Here is a 15,357-nt window from a genome sequence, read left to right as displayed (position 1 = left end):
TCAGCCCCAGACCACCGCGCCCAGCCAGGCGCCCATGATCAGCAGACAGGTGAACAGCTCCGTCAGCACGCTGGAGCCGCCCGAGCGCATCGCCGTGCGCAGCGCGGCCACCGCCTCGCCGTGGCGGCCCAGGCGCAGCCGCTCGTGCAGATAGATCCCGGCCAGGAAGCCGGGTATCGCCCCGACCACGGGCAGCAGGAAGAAACCGAGAAACGCCCCCATCCCCGCGTACGCCTCCGTCTGCGGTGTCGCACCGCGCGCCCGCAGCCGCCGGGGTGGCAGCGCCCAGCGCACCACCTGGGACAGGAACAGCACGACGGTCGCCCCCACCAGGACACCCCACGCGACCGGCTGCGGATCCTGCAGCGCCCACCACAGCACCGCGGCCCACACCAGCCACGAACCCGGCACCCCGGGCACCAGCACCCCGCACAGGCCGAGCGCCATGACGAGGCCGACCAGCAGGAGTTCCCACACTCCCATCTGCCCAGCGTGCCGGAACCCGGCCGCCGACGCAGGACACGTACACGTCACTCGTGGACGTCCCGGGCCACCCAGCCGCGCTCGTAGGCGTGCCAGCCCAGCTGCAGCCGGGTCGTCACCCCAGTCAGCTCCATCAGCCGCTTCACCCGCCGCTGCACGGTCCGCAGGCCCAGGTCCAGCTGTTTGGCGACGCTCGCGTCGGTCAGCCCGGCGAGCAGCAGCGACAGCACCTCCAGGTCGGTGCCGTCGGGGCCGTCCGGCTGCTGCTCGCAGACCCCCTGCGCGCCCAGCCTGAGCGGCAGCGCCCGGTGCCACACCGACTCGAACAGTCCCGACAGCACCTCCAGCAGGCCGCTGGCGTGCACCACGAGCGCGGCCGGTTCCGCGCTGTGCGAGGTGAGCGGCACCATGGCGAGCGAGCGGTCGGCCACCACCAGCTTGGTCGGCACCTCGTCCACCACCCGCACCTGCTCGTCCCGGCCCAGGGCCGCCGTCAGCTCGGTGATCCCGTCCGGCATGTTCAGCACCGCGCGCTCGATCACCACCCGATAGCGGACGCCGCGTCCGGCGGCCTGCTCCTCGGCGTCGTTCTCCGTGCCGGAGACGACCATCGGGTTGCCGGTGACCAGCGCGCAGACCTCGTCGCTCGCGGCCAGCTGCATCTGCAGGAAGCGCTGGGCCACGGCGGCGGCGCCGGTCACCACCTCGACCAGGTCGTGCACGGCGGGCTCGGCCGCCGCCGCCCGGTACTCCTCGGCGAGCAGGGCCGCCGCCAGCTCGGCCTTCTCCAGCTCGTGCCGCTGCTGGGTGAGCAGCGCGCCCAGCGCGACGCCCGGGGGTGCCGCCACCCAGCGGCCGGGGCGGGCCGACGACTGGGCCGCGAGGCCGTGCCGCTCCAGCCGGCGCAGGGCGCGCTCCGTGTCGTGCTCGGCCAGCATCAGCCGCCGTGCCAGATCGGGTACGTCGGCCGCGCCCACGGACACCAGTGCCCGGTACGCCGTCTCGTGCGTCTCGTCCAGCCCTATCGCTGCCAGCATCGGCCCTCGTCCCTCCCCGGCGACCCGACCGCCCCTCGCGGTGGGGCGTGGCGGAGAGCGGCCACGGCGCACACCCGCCTCGGCACAGCGTCGCCACACCACCGGTCACTCTGCCATGGTGGCCGCACCGCGAAGTCGGTCACCTGACGGTCGACGGGGGGTTCCGGGGGTGCCCGCCGACCCGCTGGACCGGGTACCGCCGTGTTTCGTACGGGAGTTCACCGCCTCCCTCGACCGCCGTACGAGGCGGACCGCGCGCCGCTTTTTCCGGATGCCCCGTTTTCCCGGGGCCCGCGCGGTGGACAATTAGGGGCATGAGCCAGCAGGGGGGTAGGCCCACCCGGGACGAGGACGACTGGTGGGGCCAGCTGTACGACGACGCCACACAGGACACCGGCCCCGCACCCGCGGCCGATTCCCTGGACGACCGCTTCGCCTCGGCATCGCACACGCTGAGCACCCGCCCACCGAGCCCGCCGCCCGCGGACCCGCCGCTGCTGTCGGCCTTCCCGGCGGCGGCGCAGCACCGTCCGGGTGCGGCCGAAGGGGTGCCCGAGGACGATCCCCGCGTGCTCCATGCGGCACCCGAGAGCCCGCAGGACCCTGGTTCCGGCATCGGGCAGGGGCTCGGCGCGGGGCGCGGACCGGTGGGGGGCGTCGAGTTCGTCGGGTCAGGGCCGCCCACCTATGACGCCGAGCCGACCGCTCTGCCGCTCGCCGATCCCGCCGGGCTCGACGAACTGGTCGCGGACACCGTGCTCGACGGTGCCCGGTACGGGGTGTGCACCCTGCGCGCCGCGTCCGTGCGGGGCGACTCGGCGCGGTACCGGGGCGAACCGCGCCGCGACGCGCTGCTCACCGCGCGGTTCGGCACCGGCGAACAGGCGCTGATCCTCGTCGCGATGGCGACCGGCGCCCGGGCCACCCCGGGTGCCCACCGGGCCGCGGCCGAGGCGTGCCAGTGGATCGGCCGGGCCGTCGGCCTCAGCCATCAGCGGCTGGCCGAGGACATCCACGCGGCCCGCCGCGGCGACCTCAAGTCCGGTCTGCACCGGCTCACCGACCGCACCCTGGGCAAGCTCCGTGCCAGCGCCACCGAACAGGGCATCGCCCCGGACGAGTACGCGGCCGGCCTGCGCTGCCTGTTGCTGCCGGCCCGCCCCGACTGCCGTACCCGCGTCTTCTTCGGCGTCGGCGAGGGCGGCCTGTTCCGGCTCAGGGACGGCGTCTGGCAGGACATCGAGCCGCAGGTCACCACGGACGGCACCACCGGTGACGCGGTGCTCGGCCGCGGGGCGCCGCCCGCCGAGACCCCCGAAGGCGACCGGCTCACCATGGACCTGGGCATCCCGACGCCGCCGAGCCCCTACGAGCCCGTCCCGGAGCCGCCCCGCGAACCCTTCCGTTTCCGGGACTCCATCGCCCGCCCGGGTGATGCGCTGCTGATGTGCAGCGGCGGCCTGGCCGAACCGCTGCGCGGCGAGCCCGCCCTCTGCGCCTATCTGGCCCGGCGCTGGTCCGACGGCACTCCGCCGGGCCTGGCCGCGTTCCTCGCGGACACCCAGGTGCGGGTCAAGGGGTACGCCGACGACCGTACGGCCGCCGCCGTGTGGGAGGCGTAACCGCGGACCCTGTGCCTCCATGGAACTCCGAGCCGACCGTCGGATCCCCGAGACCGGAGGGGCACTCGAAAGCCATGGCCAAACAGAACGTCGCGGAACAGTTCGTGGACATCCTCGCCCGCGCCGGGGTGCGCCGCCTGTACGGCGTCGTCGGCGACAGCCTCAACCCCGTGGTCGACGCCGTACGCCGCAACTCGGCCATCGACTGGATCCACGTACGGCACGAGGAGACCGCCGCCTTCGCCGCCGGTGCGGAGGCCCAGATCACCGGGAAGCTGGCCGCCTGCGCCGGCTCCTGCGGCCCCGGCAATCTGCACCTGATCAACGGCCTGTACGACGCCCACCGCTCCATGGCGCCGGTGCTCGCCCTCGCCTCGCACATCCCGTCCAGCGAGATCGGCCTGGGCTACTTCCAGGAGACCCACCCCGACCAGCTCTTCCGCGAGTGCAGCCACTACAGCGAGCTGATCTCCACCCCGAAGCAGATGCCCCGGCTGCTGCAGACCGCGATCCAGCACGCGGTGGGGCAGCGGGGCGTCAGCGTGGTGGCCCTGCCGGGTGATGTCGCCGCCGAGCCCGCGCCGGAGAAGGCCGCCGAACTCGCCCTCGTGACCTCCCGGCCCTCCGTGCGGCCCGGCGACGCCGAGATCGACGCGCTCGTCCGGATGATCGACGAGGCCGACAGGGTGACCCTGTTCTGCGGCAGCGGCACGGCGGGCGCGCACGCCGAGGTCATGGAGTTCGCCGGGAAGATCAAGTCCCCGGTCGGCCATGCGCTGCGCGGCAAGGAGTGGATCCAGTACGACAACCCGTACGACGTCGGCATGAGCGGTCTGCTCGGCTACGGCGCCGCCTACGAGGCCACCCACGAGTGCGATCTGCTGATCCTGCTCGGCACCGACTTCCCGTACAACGCCTTCCTGCCCGACGATGTGCGGATCGTCCAGGTCGATGTGCGCCCGGAGGTGCTGGGCCGCCGCTCCCGCCTCGACCTGGCCGTGTGGGGCGATGTGCGCGAGACCCTGCGCTGTCTCGTGCCGCGGGTGCGGACGAAGGAGAACCGGCGCTTCCTGGACAAGATGCTGAAGAAGCACGCGGACACGCTGGAGGGTGTGGTCAAGGCGTACACCAGGAGGGTCGAGAAGCACGTTCCGATCCACCCCGAGTACGTGGCCGCGGTCCTCGACGAAGTCGCCGACAGCGACGCCGTGTTCACGGTCGACACGGGTATGTGCAATGTCTGGGCGGCCCGCTACATCTCGCCCAACGGCCGCCGCCGCGTCATCGGTTCCTTCTCGCACGGCTCGATGGCGAACGCGCTGCCCATGGCGATCGGGGCGCAGTTCACCGACCGCGGGCGACAGATCGTGTCGATGTCGGGCGACGGCGGATTCGCCATGCTGATGGGCGACTTCCTGACCCTCGTGCAGTACGACCTGCCGGTGAAGGTCGTACTGTTCAACAACTCCGCCCTGAGCATGGTCGAGTTGGAGATGCTGGTGGCCGGCCTGCCCTCGTACGGCACCACCAACACCAACCCCGACTTCGCCGCCGTGGCCCGCGCCTGCGGTGCCTTCGGGCTGCGGGTGGAGAAACCGAGGCAGCTCGCCGGAGCGCTGCGGGACGCCTTCAAGCACCGGGGCCCGGCCCTGGTCGACATCGTCACCGACCCCAACGCGCTGTCCATTCCGCCGAAGATCAGCGCCGACATGGTCACCGGCTTCGCCCTGTCCGCCTCGAAGATGGTGCTGGACGGCGGTGTCGGCCGCATGGTCCAGCTGGCCCGTTCGAACCTGCGGAACGTTCCACGGCCCTGACCGGACGCACGGCAGGGCGATCGATTCCGGCCAGATTCACGTGCACTGACGGTGCGTCAGGGCCGCGCGGAGGCCGCCCCGGCCCGTCGCGTCGGGGCGTCCATGGCGCCGTACCGCCCACTCCGTGGCCGGATCACGGTCCGTGTGGCGCACGGGCCGCCGTGGCGTCGCCGTACCGCCATGGCCGAACCGCCGGACGTCGACGATCGGGCAGGACTGGCCAGGGGCTCACGGGGCAAGGATCCCCGTGAAGGTGTTCGACCAGGAGGGGCAACGGCAACGGCGTGCGGGCGGGGGACATGAGAAGGCAGGCGCGAGGGGGTGGTCCCGTGGTCATCGGGGCCTCCTCGGTGAAGGCGACGGGAGAAGAGACCGACGACGGCACGGACCGGGCGCACGCGCCGCAACTGCGGCGCAGGCTCGGCCGGGCGGACCTGCGGGCCGTGCCCGAGGCGCGCAGGGAACTGCGTGAACTCCTGCGGCACTGGGGGAAACCGGGCCGCTCCGAGATAGCGGAACTCCTCACCAGCGAACTGGTCACCAACGCGCTCGTCCACACCGACGAGGACGCCGTCCTGACGGCGGTCGTCGGACCGCGCGGACTGCGGGTGGAGGTGCGGGACTTCGTGGCCCGCCGGCCGGTGCTGCGGGCGCCCTCGGCCGGCGACGGCACGCACGGCCGGGGCCTGGTCCTGGTGCAGTCCCTCGCGGACGCGTGGGGCGTACGGGCGCACGGCGTGGGCAAGTCGGTGTGGTTCGAACTGGGCGCGGAGGCCGCCTGACCGAAGCGGGAACGTGCAGGGGGCAGGAGCGCGCACGGGGCGGGGGCGTGACCTGCGTGGTCACGCCCCCGCCCCGTGGTGCCCGGTCCGGCCGGACCGGGTCCTGGTCGCACCGAGTCCTAACCGAACTGCTGCTCCAGGTCCTTGAGCTTGCGCTCCAGGGAGTCGAGTCGCGGCAGGGCCATGGTGTCGTCCTCCGCGGTCAGGTCGACGGTGATCGGGTCAGCCCCTTTGCGGACCGGCTGAAGGGACGGCCGAGAGCGTACGGGCAGCGGTTCCGGCGCGGATATGGCAGGCTCCGCGGAAACTTGTGCGGAGCCGCGCTCCACCGACACCTCGACCTGGCGGCCGCCACGCCCGATGAAGCCGCGGGTGCCACGGGTGCCGCGGGTGATGGCCTTGAGCTGGGCCCGCTCGAGGCGCTGCTGCTCACGCCTGCGCAGCCGGGTCTCTTCCTTCTGCCGCTTGTCATCGCGGACCTCGTCGACGGCCTCGTCCAGGCTGCGCACGTTCTCCAGCAGCATGAGCGACCAGGCCTTGTAGGTCTCACGGGGCGCGCGCAGCCAGCGGACGATGCGGATCTGCGGCAGCGGACGCGGCACGAGACCCTGCTCGCGCAGGGCGGCCCGGCGGGTCTGCTTCAGCGCGCGGTCGAACAGCACGGCCGCGGAGAGGGACATGCCCGCGAAGAAGTGCGGCGCACCGTCGTGGCTCAGCCCCCTGGGCGCGTGCACCCAGTTGAACCAGGCAGCGGCGCCCGCGAACGTCCATACGAGGATCCGGGAGCCGAGGGCCGCGTCGCCGTGGCTGGCCTCACGCACCGCGAGGACGGAACAGAACATGGCCGCGCCGTCCAGGCCGAACGGCACGAGGTACTGCCAGCCGTTGGACAGGCCCAGGTTCTGCTCACCGAAGCCGACCAGACCCTTGAAGGAGAGGGCGGCCGCGACCGCCGCACAGCAGAAGAGGAGTACGTAGGAAGCCGTGCCGTAGATGGCCTCCTTGCGCCTGCGCCGCTCCTCGTTCCGCTCCCACGAGTCCTCGGTCTTCGCGTGCTCCCCGGACCGCTTGCTGCGCGCGAGCACCGCCACCGCCGCCAGGATGCCCAGGAGCAGTACGGCGCCCGGAAGCAGCCAGTTCAGCGATATGTCGGTCAGTCTCATCTGGGGTCCCTTGCATTGGGATAGGGCGTAACGCCCGTCATAGTGGCCCAATTCCGCCGGCCCTCAGGGGGTTTCGGGGCAAGAGGCCGCCAAGGAGGTGCAAGGGGATGCCCATGGCGGCGTTCTGCTCGAACTGCCGCTTGAGGGGCGGGAGTTGAGTTCGAGTAAGACTACCCGTACGGATGGTTCCACGGAAAGTTCCCGTGGAAAGTGAGGAAGTTGTGAATCGGCTGCCCCCGTACGAACGCCCCGATCGTAGATGATCTTAGTGGACGCCGGGGGTGTGTCGTGCCACGCGCCGGCCGTGAGACGGGTGAGCCTTGCCTTACCTGGCCGGTTGGAATTTGAACTGTCGCGTCATGCGCCTAAGGTGCTTGACGGACAGGTAACAACCCGTCGTAATGACCCCAAGTGCCGACAACCCGGAGGAGGGCCCGTGAGGCACGGTGTGCACGACTCCGTCGCGACCGGGGTCCCGGAGCTGCGGGCGGAGGCGGCCCGGGTGCCCGCCCAGGCTCTCCCCGCGGACGGGGGCCGGGAGCGGGGCGCGCCGCCGCCGGGCGTCCGCGGCGAGCATACGCACAGTGAGCGGCCCATTCCGCAGCCGCGCCCCGTCCAGCGGGCGTCGGTGCGCGGACAGATCCTGGACGCGCTGCGCACCGCGCTGGTGACGGGTGACCTGGAGCCCGGCGAGGTGTACTCGGCGCCGGCGCTCGGGGAGCAGTTCGGGGTGTCGGCGACGCCCGTGCGGGAGGCCATGCAGCGGCTCGCGCTCGAAGGCGCGGTCGAGGTCGTGCCGAACCGCGGGTTCCGGGTGGTCCGGCGGGGCGCGCGGGAACTGGCCGAGCTGGCGGAGGTCCGGGCGCTGATCGAGGTGCCGGTGGTGCTGCGGCTGGCCCGTACGGTGCCGGCCGAGCGCTGGGCGGAGCTGTGGCCGCTGGCCGAGGACACCGTGCGTGCCGCGTCCTCCGGGTGCCGGGCGACGTACGCCGAGTCGGACCAGGTCTTCCACCGGGCGGTGCTGTCGCTGTCCGGCAACGAGCAGCTGGTGCAGATCGCGGAGGACCTGCACCGGCGGTCCCAGGGGCCGCTGGCCGACGGTCCGGCCCGGCTCCAGCGCGCCGACCTGCTGGCGGACGCGGTCCAGCACACGGCCCTCCTGGAGGCCCTGATCGCCCACGACCTGAACGCGGCGCAGACCCTGACGACAGCCCACTTCACCCCCACCCCCTGACCTCACCTGGCAGAAGCCCTTCACCCCCCTGCGAGCACCCGACGAACGGTCGGGTGCGGCCACGGTTCGGTGCGTCCCCAGGCGGCCGCGGGCCGGGGTGGCCCATGTCCCGCGTGGGGCCCGGGGCGGTTCGGTCGTGGTCGGGCCGTGCCGCGTCCGCGCCCTTTCGCCTCCGCTGCCCGTCGCGCTTTTGCGGCCGGCGGGTGCCTGGCGGGCGGTCGGGTGGCTGCGGTTCGGTGCGTCCCCAGGCGGCCGCGGGCCGGGGTTGCCCAGGTGGCGGATGGTGTTCGTTGTGGGGGTCAGGCCGTTGCTGTGTCCGGGGCGGGTGGGGTGAGGTGCTGGGCGAGCCAGGTGGGTACGCCGCCGAGGAGGCGGAACAGCCGGAGGGCCTCCTCGCGGAGGCGGGACGCCTCCGGCTCGGGTGAGGTGTCGGCGAGCGAGGCCAGGGCCGGCGCCGTGCCGACCAGGTAGCCCAGCTCCTCGCGGATCCGCAGGGATTCGGCGAAGCCATGGCGTGCCTCGGCCACCTCGCCGTCCCGCAGGGCGAGCCCCGCGAGGTGCCGCCAGGTGAAGGACAGGAGCAGCGGGTCGCCATGCGCGGCAGCGCTCGCGTGGGCCCGGTGGTACGCGGCCCGCGCCGCCTGCGGGGAGCGGGCCAGGTTCTCGGCCAGCAGACCCCGGCGGAAGTCCAGCAGCGCCCGGCCGGCCGCCCCGGGCGGGATCAGCGCCGCCGCCCGGCCCAGCGCGGCCCGCGCCTCGTCCGCCCGGTCCCGCACCCCGTGCAGCGTGGCCGCGTAGGCGAGCTGGCCGCGCTCGCAGGCCGCCGCGCCGCGCTCCTCGTCGCTCTGGGCCACCGCCTCCGCCGTACGCAGCGCGTCCTCGGCCTCGGCCCAGCCCCGCTCGGTGTACAGACAGCGCTCCACCAGCAGCCCGGCCCGCTGGAGCGCGGCCGGCGCGGTGTCGGGCCGGAGCAGGGCCGCCGCGTCGGCCCAGCAGGCCCGCGAGCGCAATCGCCATACCGCGGTCTGGAGCGGATCGTCACCGGCGGTCGTTCCGTTACCAGACATGGCGGAATGCGCCACATTGCCCTCCCCGAGCGCGCCGTCGAGCTGTTGAGTGGTGGCGGCATTCCAGCACCCTTTCCGGGGCCGGGCCAAGAGGGTGGGTGAAGGATTTCACAAAGTCGTGGGACAGGACGTCACCCGACGTCCACCCGGCGCACGCCCGCGTGACCTCAGCTCATGCGCAGCGCCAGGAAGAAATCGAGCTTGTCCTCCAGCCGCGAAAGGTCCCGTCCCGTCAACTGCTCGATCCGGCCCACCCGGTACCGCAGCGTGTTGACGTGCAGGTGGAGCCGGGTGGCACAGCGGGTCCAGGAGCCGTCGCAGTCCAGGAACGCCTCCAGTGTCGGGATCAGCTCGGCCCGGTGCCGGCGGTCGTAGTCGCGCAGCGGGTCCAGGAGCCGGGCGGTGAAGGCCCGCCGTACGTCGTCCGGCACGAAGGGCAGCAGCAGTACGTGCGAGGCCAGCTCCTGGTGGCCCGCCGCGCACACCCGCCCGGGGCGCGCCGCGGCCACCCGGCGGGCGTGCCGGGCCTCCTCCAGCGCCCCGCGCAGCCCCTCCGCCGAGTGCACGGCCGCGCTGACGCCCAGGGTGACCCGGCCGTCGTCGTTCAGACCCGCCGTCAGCGGGTCGCGTACGGACGCCAGGAGCGCGTCGGCGAGGATCCCGGACTCCGAGCCGTCGTGCTCGGCGGAGACGGCCGGGAGCGGGACCAGCGCGACGGCCTCGTCGCCGGTGTGGGCGACGGCGATGCGGTCGGCGGGCTCGGGCCCGGTGGCCAGCGGGTCGACCAGGATCTCCTCCAGCAGCGCCTGGGCGACCGGGCCGCCCGCGATGTCGCTCGCCCGGTGCCCTCCGGCGCCCTCGGCCGAGGCCGCCGCGGGCCCGCCGGGCAGGTCCTCCCATTCGACCCGGGCCACCACCACCTGCCAGTGCGGGGCCGCGCCGAGCCCGGGCAGCAGCACGGGCGCGGTCACCCGCAGCCGCGCGGCGATCTCGGCGGGCGCCGCACCCGCCTGCACCAGCTCCACCACCTCCTGCGCGAGCCGCCGCCGCACCGTGCGCGCCGCGTCCCGCCGGTCCCGTTCGACCGCGATCAGCTGGGTGACGCCCCGGAGCAGTTCGAGCCGCTCCTCGGGCCAGTCCCCGGCGTCGGCCTCGACGGCGAGCAGCCAGTCCGACAGCACTGTCTCGCGGACGTCCCGGGCGGCCTGCGGGGAGCGGCCGCTGGAGCGGATCGGGAAGAGGGAGTACGTCGTGCGGCCGAGGACCAGCCGGTGCGGTCCGCGGCGGCCGGTGCGGACGGCCGCGAGGTGCTCGGCGGCCAGCCGGGCGCCGGTCTCGGCGGGCAGGTCGGCGCCGGCGACCTTGGAGCCCGCGATGAGCCGGCCGGTGGGGGAGAGCACCCAGGCCCGCAGGTCCAGGTCGGTGCCGAGCAGGTCGAGGACCACATCGGGGCCGCCGCCCGCGGGGCCCGCGGTCATCATCCGCCGGTGCCGGTCCACGACGGCCGCGAGGTCCCCGGCGCGCTCGCCGGACACCTGGCGCACGACGTGCTCGGTGATCGTCGCGAACGACACCGCCTCGATCACGGCGAACAGCGGCAGCCGGTGCCGCGCGCAGGCCAGCACCAGATCGTCCGGGACCATGCCGAGCTCGGCCTCGCCGGCGGCCAGGGCGGCGACGCCGGCCTGTACCAGGATCCGTACGAAGCGCTCGGAGTCGGTGGCGTCCCGGCGCCAGGCCAGCCCCGTCAGCACCAGCTCGCCGCCCGAGAGATAGCGGCTGGGGTCCCGCAGGTCGGTGGTCATCACGCCCCGTACGGTCCGGTCCAGCTCGTCCTCGCCGCCGAGCAGCCGCAGGCCCAGCGCATCGGTGTCCAGCAGTGCGCGCAGCCGCATTTCGTCGCCGCCGTTCTGTGTCTCGAAACCTACGATGAATCTTGGTGGGAAGTCGTGGGAGGAGCCGGCGACCGGTGCGCGGACCGCTCTGCATGACGGCCCGGCCGTGTCCCGCGTTTCCTCGGGAAAACGGAGAGGTTACGGATGACCTCCGTTCATACGAATCTACAAGATGCCCGTCCTGGCCAGCCAACTCCTTCATGGTTTCGGTGACTGACCCGCTCGGAGCACAGCCCTGTGTACTGACCCCGCTGCGCGTAAACAGCTCATGAACGAGCCGGGCCCGCCGCACACGGATTGGCTCAATCTGTACGCCCCGCACGACGACGAAGAAGAGAGCCGGTCATGGACTTCCTTCGCCCCGCCAGCTGGGACGAGGCGCTCGCCGCGAAGGCGGAGCACCCCACCGCTGTGCCGATCGCGGGTGGCACCGATGTGATGGTCGAGATCAACTTCGACCACCGGCGGCCCGAGTACCTCCTCGACCTCAACCGGATCGGTGATCTCTACGAGTGGGAGGTCGGCGCGGACACCGTGCGGCTGGGCGCCTCCGTCCCGTACACCAGGATCATGGAGCACCTCCGCGCCGAACTGCCCGGCCTCGCGCTCGCCTCGCACACGGTCGCCTCCCCGCAGATCCGCAACCGCGGCGGCGTCGGCGGCAACCTCGGCACCGCCTCCCCGGCCGGGGACGCCCACCCTGCGCTGCTCGCCGCGGGCGCCGAGGTCGAGGCCGAGTCCGTGCGCGGCACCCGGCTGATCCCGATCGACGACTTCTACACCGGCGTGAAGCGCAACGCCCTCGCCGCGGACGAGCTGATCCGCGCGGTGCGGATCAAGAAGGCCGACGGGCCGCAGCAGTTCTCCAAGGTCGGCACCCGCAACGCCATGGTCATCGCCGTGTGCGCCTTCGGGCTGGCACTGCACCCCGAGACCCGGACCGTCCGCACCGGCATCGGCTCGGCCGCGCCCACCCCGGTGCGCGCCAGGACCGCCGAGGACTTCCTGAACGCGGCGCTCGACGAGGGCGGCTTCTGGGACAACGGCAAGGCCGTCACCCCGTCGGTCGCCAAGCGGTTCGCGGACCTGTGCGCCGCCGCGTGCAACCCGATCGACGACGTCCGGGGCACCGCGAGCTACCGCCGCCACGCGGTCGGCGTCATGGCCCGCCGGACGCTCACCTGGACCTGGGAGTCGTACCGCGGCGCCCGCCGCACCACCGAGGGAGCTGCCTGATGCGCGTCACCTTCACCGTCAACGGGCGGCCCCAGGAGGCCGACGACGTCTGGGAGGGCGAGTCCCTGCTGTACGTGCTCAGGGAACGCCTCGGCCTGCCCGGCTCCAAGAACGCCTGCGAGCAGGGCGAGTGCGGCTCGTGCACGGTCCGCCTGGACGGCGTGCCGGTGTGCGCGTGCCTGGTCGCCGCCGGTCAGGTCGAGGGCCGCGAGGTGGTCACCGTCGAGGGCCTCGCGGACCACGCCGAGCAGCGGTCGGGCGAGGCGCCCGCCCGCGGCACGTCGCTCGACGGGGCCCGGCGCCGGCAGGCGAACGGTACCGGCGCGCGGACCGGCGAGGGCACCGGGCTCTCCCCGGTCCAGCAGGCGTTCATCGACGCGGGCGCCGTCCAGTGCGGCTTCTGCACCCCCGGTCTGCTGGTCGCCGCCGACGAGATGCTGGAGCGCAACCCCGATCCGACCGACGCGGACATCCGCGAGGCGCTGTCGGGCAACCTGTGCCGCTGCACCGGCTACGAGAAGATCATGGACGCGGTCCGGCTCGCCGCCGCCCGGCAGTCCGAGGGGGTCTGACCATGCCCAACGGCGCTCCCACCAAGATCACGCAGGGCACTCCGACCAAGGGCGGCATCGGCGAGTCCACGCTCCGTCCCGACGGCATCCTCAAGGTCACCGGAGAGTTCGCCTACGCGTCCGACATGTGGCACGAGGACATGCTCTGGGGCCAGATCCTGCGCTCCACGGTCGCGCACGCCGAGATCGTGTCGATCGACACGAGCGAGGCCCTGGCCATACCGGGCGTCCATGCCGTGCTGACGTACGACGATCTGCCGGCCGACGTGAAGCACTACGGCCTGGAGATCCAGGACACCCCCGTGCTGGCCCACGGCAAGGTGCGCCACCACGGCGAGCCGGTCGCGGTCATCGCCGCCGACCACCCGGAGACCGCGCGCCGCGCCGCGGCCAAGATCAAGGTCGACTACCGCGAGCTGCCCGTCATCACCGACGAGGCCTCCGCGACCGCCCCGGACGCGCTCCTCGTCCACGAGAACCGCACCGACTCCCACATCGGGCACGTCGCGCACCCGAACATCGTCCACCGCCAGCCGATCGTCCGCGGCGATGTGACGGAGGCCGCGAAGAAGGCCGACGTCGTCGTCGCGGGCGACTACACCTTCGGGATGCAGGACCAGGCCTTCCTCGGCCCCGAGTCGGGCCTCGCCGTACCGGAGGAGGACGGCGGCGTCCACCTCTACGTGGCCACCCAGTGGCTCCACTCCGACCTGCGCCAGATCGCGCCCGTGCTCGGCCTGCCCGAGGACAAGGTCCGGATGACGCTGTCCGGCGTGGGCGGCGCGTTCGGCGGACGCGAGGACCTGTCGATGCAGATCCACGCCTGCCTGCTGGCGCTCCGCACCGGCAGACCGGTCAAGATCGTCTACAACCGCTTCGAGTCCTTCTTCGGGCATGTCCACCGCCACCCGGCCCGGCTGCACTACGAGCACGGCGCCACGAAGGACGGCAAGCTCACCCATGTGAAGTGCCGCATCGTGCTCGACGGCGGCGCCTACGCCTCCGCCTCCCCGGCCGTCGTCGGCAACGCCGCCTCCCTCGGCATCGGCCCGTACGCCGTCGACGACGTCGAGATCGAGGCCGTCGCCCTCTACACCAACAACCCGCCGTGCGGCGCGATGCGCGGCTTCGGCGCGGTCCAGGCGTGCTTCGCGTACGAGGCGCAGATGGACAAGGTCGCCGACCGCCTCGGCATGGACAGGGTCGAGTTCCGTCAGCTGAACGCGATGGAACAGGGCACGGTCATGCCGACGGGCCAGCGGGTCGACTCGCCGGCCCCGGTCGCCGAACTGCTGCGCCGCGTCAAGGCGATGCCCATGCCACCGGAGCGCCAGTGGGAGTCCAGCGAGGGCGCCGACGTACGGCAGCTGCCCGGCGGCCTGTCCAACACCACCCACGGAGAAGGCGTCGTACGCGGTGTCGGCTATGCGGTCGGCATCAAGAACGTCGGCTTCTCCGAGGGCTTCGACGACTACTCGACCGCCAAGGTCCGGATGGAGGTCGTCGGCGGCCGGCCGGTGGCCACCGTGCACACGGCGATGGCGGAGGTCGGCCAGGGCGGCGTCACCGTCCACGCGCAGATCGCCCGCACCGAGCTGGGCGTCGCCCAGGTGACCATCCACCCCGCCGACACGCAGGTGGGCAGCGCCGGTTCAACCTCGGCATCCCGGCAGACGTACGTCACCGGCGGCGCCGTCAAGAACGCCTGCGAGCTGGTGCGCGAGCGGGTCCTGGAACTGGGGCGCCGCCGGTTCGGCACGTACCACCCCGCCTGGGCCACGGCCGAACTGCTGCTGGAGGGCGGCAAGGTCGTCACCGACGGCGGCGAGGTGCTCGCCGATCTGGTGGATGTCCTGGAGGGCGAGGCCGTCGAGGTCGAGGCGGAGTGGCGGCACCGGCCCACCGAGCCCTTCGACCTGCGCACCGGCCAGGGCAACGGCCATGTGCAGTACTCCTTCGCCGCGCACCGCGCCGTCGTCGAGGTCGACACCGAACTGGGCCTGGTCAAGGTCGTCGAGCTGGCCTGCGCCCAGGACGTCGGCAAGGCGCTCAACCCGCTGTCGGTCGTCGGCCAGATCCAGGGCGGCACCACGCAGGGCCTGGGCATCGCGGTGATGGAGGAGATCATCGTCGACCCGAGGACGGCGAAGGTCAGGAACCCGTCCTTCACGGACTACCTGATCCCCACCATCCTCGACACGCCGACCATCCCCGTCGACGTGCTCGAACTCGCCGACGACCACGCGCCGTACGGGCTGCGCGGGGTCGGCGAGGCCCCCACCCTGTCCTCGACGCCGGCCGTCCTCGCGGCGATCCGGGACGCGACCGGGCTGGAGCTGAACAGGACGCCGGTCCGGCCGGAACACCTCACCGGCACGGCATAGCTCCGCTGGGTCGGCCGGGCTGTGCCGTCGTTCGGCTGCGGCCCGGATCGTGGCTGGTCGCGCAG

Annotated in this window: 12 protein-coding genes; 7 read left to right on the top strand and 5 right to left on the bottom strand. The window is 73.1% G+C overall.

The features are described from left to right. Both CTZ28_RS32815 and CTZ28_RS32810 read right to left on the bottom strand, forming a co-directional pair. Complete coding sequence (locus tag CTZ28_RS32815; protein ID WP_121893364.1) at window positions 1-483, bottom strand: DUF456 domain-containing protein; 483 nt, start codon at window positions 481-483, stop codon at window positions 1-3. 47 nt (window positions 484-530) lie between these two features. Next, on the bottom strand, window positions 531-1,520 hold the full coding sequence (locus CTZ28_RS32810) for a helix-turn-helix transcriptional regulator (RefSeq protein WP_121893363.1): 990 nt from the start codon (window positions 1,518-1,520) through the stop codon (window positions 531-533). A 314-nt stretch (window positions 1,521-1,834) separates the two neighbouring features. On the opposite strand from CTZ28_RS32810, the gene CTZ28_RS32805 reads away from it, so the two are divergent. The 3 genes from CTZ28_RS32805 (at window position 1,835) to CTZ28_RS32795 (ending at window position 5,741) form a co-directional block, all read left to right on the top strand. Next, window positions 1,835-3,142: a protein phosphatase 2C domain-containing protein gene (locus CTZ28_RS32805; protein ID WP_121893362.1), complete on the top strand. Its 1,308-nt coding sequence runs from the start codon at window positions 1,835-1,837 to the stop codon at window positions 3,140-3,142. A 74-nt stretch (window positions 3,143-3,216) separates the two neighbouring features. Beyond that, the gene (locus CTZ28_RS32800; protein WP_121893361.1) at window positions 3,217-4,959 is read left to right on the top strand and encodes a pyruvate dehydrogenase; all 1,743 of its coding nucleotides are present in this window, start codon (window positions 3,217-3,219) and stop codon (window positions 4,957-4,959) included. 329 nt (window positions 4,960-5,288) lie between these two features. Further along, a complete protein-coding gene (locus tag CTZ28_RS32795) occupies window positions 5,289-5,741 on the top strand; it encodes an ATP-binding protein (protein ID WP_121893360.1) in 453 nt (150 codons plus the stop codon). Window positions 5,742-5,860: 119 nt separating this feature from the next. Here CTZ28_RS32795 and CTZ28_RS32790 read toward each other — a convergent pair whose 3' ends face one another. After that, window positions 5,861-6,904 carry a DUF2637 domain-containing protein gene (locus tag CTZ28_RS32790; RefSeq protein ID WP_121893359.1) on the bottom strand — a complete coding sequence of 348 codons (1,044 nt, stop codon included), beginning with the start codon at window positions 6,902-6,904 and terminating at the stop codon, window positions 5,861-5,863. Window positions 6,905-7,340: 436 nt separating this feature from the next. On the opposite strand from CTZ28_RS32790, the gene CTZ28_RS32785 reads away from it, so the two are divergent. After that, a complete protein-coding gene (locus CTZ28_RS32785; RefSeq protein WP_121893358.1) occupies window positions 7,341-8,138 on the top strand; it encodes a GntR family transcriptional regulator in 798 nt (265 codons plus the stop codon). A gap of 299 nt (window positions 8,139-8,437) precedes the next feature. Here CTZ28_RS32785 and CTZ28_RS32780 read toward each other — a convergent pair whose 3' ends face one another. Both CTZ28_RS32780 and CTZ28_RS32775 read right to left on the bottom strand, forming a co-directional pair. After that, on the bottom strand, window positions 8,438-9,205 hold the full coding sequence (locus tag CTZ28_RS32780) for a hypothetical protein (RefSeq protein ID WP_183154700.1): 768 nt from the start codon (window positions 9,203-9,205) through the stop codon (window positions 8,438-8,440). Between the two features lie 167 nt (window positions 9,206-9,372). Then, window positions 9,373-11,100 (bottom strand): PucR family transcriptional regulator, encoded by a 1,728-nt coding sequence (locus CTZ28_RS32775; protein WP_121893356.1) that lies wholly within the window; start codon window positions 11,098-11,100, stop codon window positions 9,373-9,375. 345 nt (window positions 11,101-11,445) lie between these two features. On the opposite strand from CTZ28_RS32775, the gene CTZ28_RS32765 reads away from it, so the two are divergent. The 3 genes from CTZ28_RS32765 to CTZ28_RS32755 are packed head-to-tail and all read left to right on the top strand — an operon-like array spanning window position 11,446 to window position 15,292. After that, window positions 11,446-12,336, top strand: a complete 891-nt coding sequence (locus tag CTZ28_RS32765) for an FAD binding domain-containing protein (RefSeq protein ID WP_121893354.1) — start codon at window positions 11,446-11,448, stop codon at window positions 12,334-12,336. After that, the gene (locus CTZ28_RS32760) at window positions 12,336-12,908 is read left to right on the top strand and encodes a (2Fe-2S)-binding protein (RefSeq protein ID WP_121893353.1); all 573 of its coding nucleotides are present in this window, start codon (window positions 12,336-12,338) and stop codon (window positions 12,906-12,908) included. The genes CTZ28_RS32765 and CTZ28_RS32760 overlap by 1 nt, the downstream gene beginning before the upstream one ends. 2 nt (window positions 12,909-12,910) lie before the next feature. Beyond that, window positions 12,911-15,292, top strand: coding sequence for a xanthine dehydrogenase family protein molybdopterin-binding subunit (locus CTZ28_RS32755; RefSeq protein ID WP_121893352.1), 2,382 nt, complete (start codon window positions 12,911-12,913; stop codon window positions 15,290-15,292). Window positions 15,293-15,357 lie beyond the last annotated feature (65 nt).

The sequence above is a fragment of the Streptomyces shenzhenensis genome, assembly GCF_003688995.1.
Classification (GTDB): domain Bacteria; phylum Actinomycetota; class Actinomycetes; order Streptomycetales; family Streptomycetaceae; genus Streptomyces; species Streptomyces shenzhenensis_A.
This window is presented reverse-complemented; position numbering and strand designations above follow the sequence as displayed.

What these genes read in the sequence shown, in the direction of transcription:
- CTZ28_RS32815 (WP_121893364.1), bottom strand. Translation starts at nt 483, where the DNA reads ATGGGAGTGTGGGAACTCCTGCTGGTCGGCCTCGTCATGGCGCTCGGC.
- CTZ28_RS32810 (WP_121893363.1), bottom strand. Translation starts at nt 1,520, where the DNA reads ATGCTGGCAGCGATAGGGCTGGACGAGACGCACGAGACGGCGTACCGG.
- CTZ28_RS32805 (WP_121893362.1), top strand. Translation starts at nt 1,835, where the DNA reads ATGAGCCAGCAGGGGGGTAGGCCCACCCGGGACGAGGACGACTGGTGG.
- CTZ28_RS32800 (WP_121893361.1), top strand. Translation starts at nt 3,217, where the DNA reads ATGGCCAAACAGAACGTCGCGGAACAGTTCGTGGACATCCTCGCCCGC.
- CTZ28_RS32790 (WP_121893359.1), bottom strand. Translation starts at nt 6,904, where the DNA reads ATGAGACTGACCGACATATCGCTGAACTGGCTGCTTCCGGGCGCCGTA.
- CTZ28_RS32780 (WP_183154700.1), bottom strand. Translation starts at nt 9,205, where the DNA reads ATGTCTGGTAACGGAACGACCGCCGGTGACGATCCGCTCCAGACCGCG.
- CTZ28_RS32775 (WP_121893356.1), bottom strand. Translation starts at nt 11,100, where the DNA reads ATGCGGCTGCGCGCACTGCTGGACACCGATGCGCTGGGCCTGCGGCTG.
- CTZ28_RS32765 (WP_121893354.1), top strand. Translation starts at nt 11,446, where the DNA reads ATGGACTTCCTTCGCCCCGCCAGCTGGGACGAGGCGCTCGCCGCGAAG.
- CTZ28_RS32760 (WP_121893353.1), top strand. Translation starts at nt 12,336, where the DNA reads ATGCGCGTCACCTTCACCGTCAACGGGCGGCCCCAGGAGGCCGACGAC.
- CTZ28_RS32755 (WP_121893352.1), top strand. Translation starts at nt 12,911, where the DNA reads ATGCCCAACGGCGCTCCCACCAAGATCACGCAGGGCACTCCGACCAAG.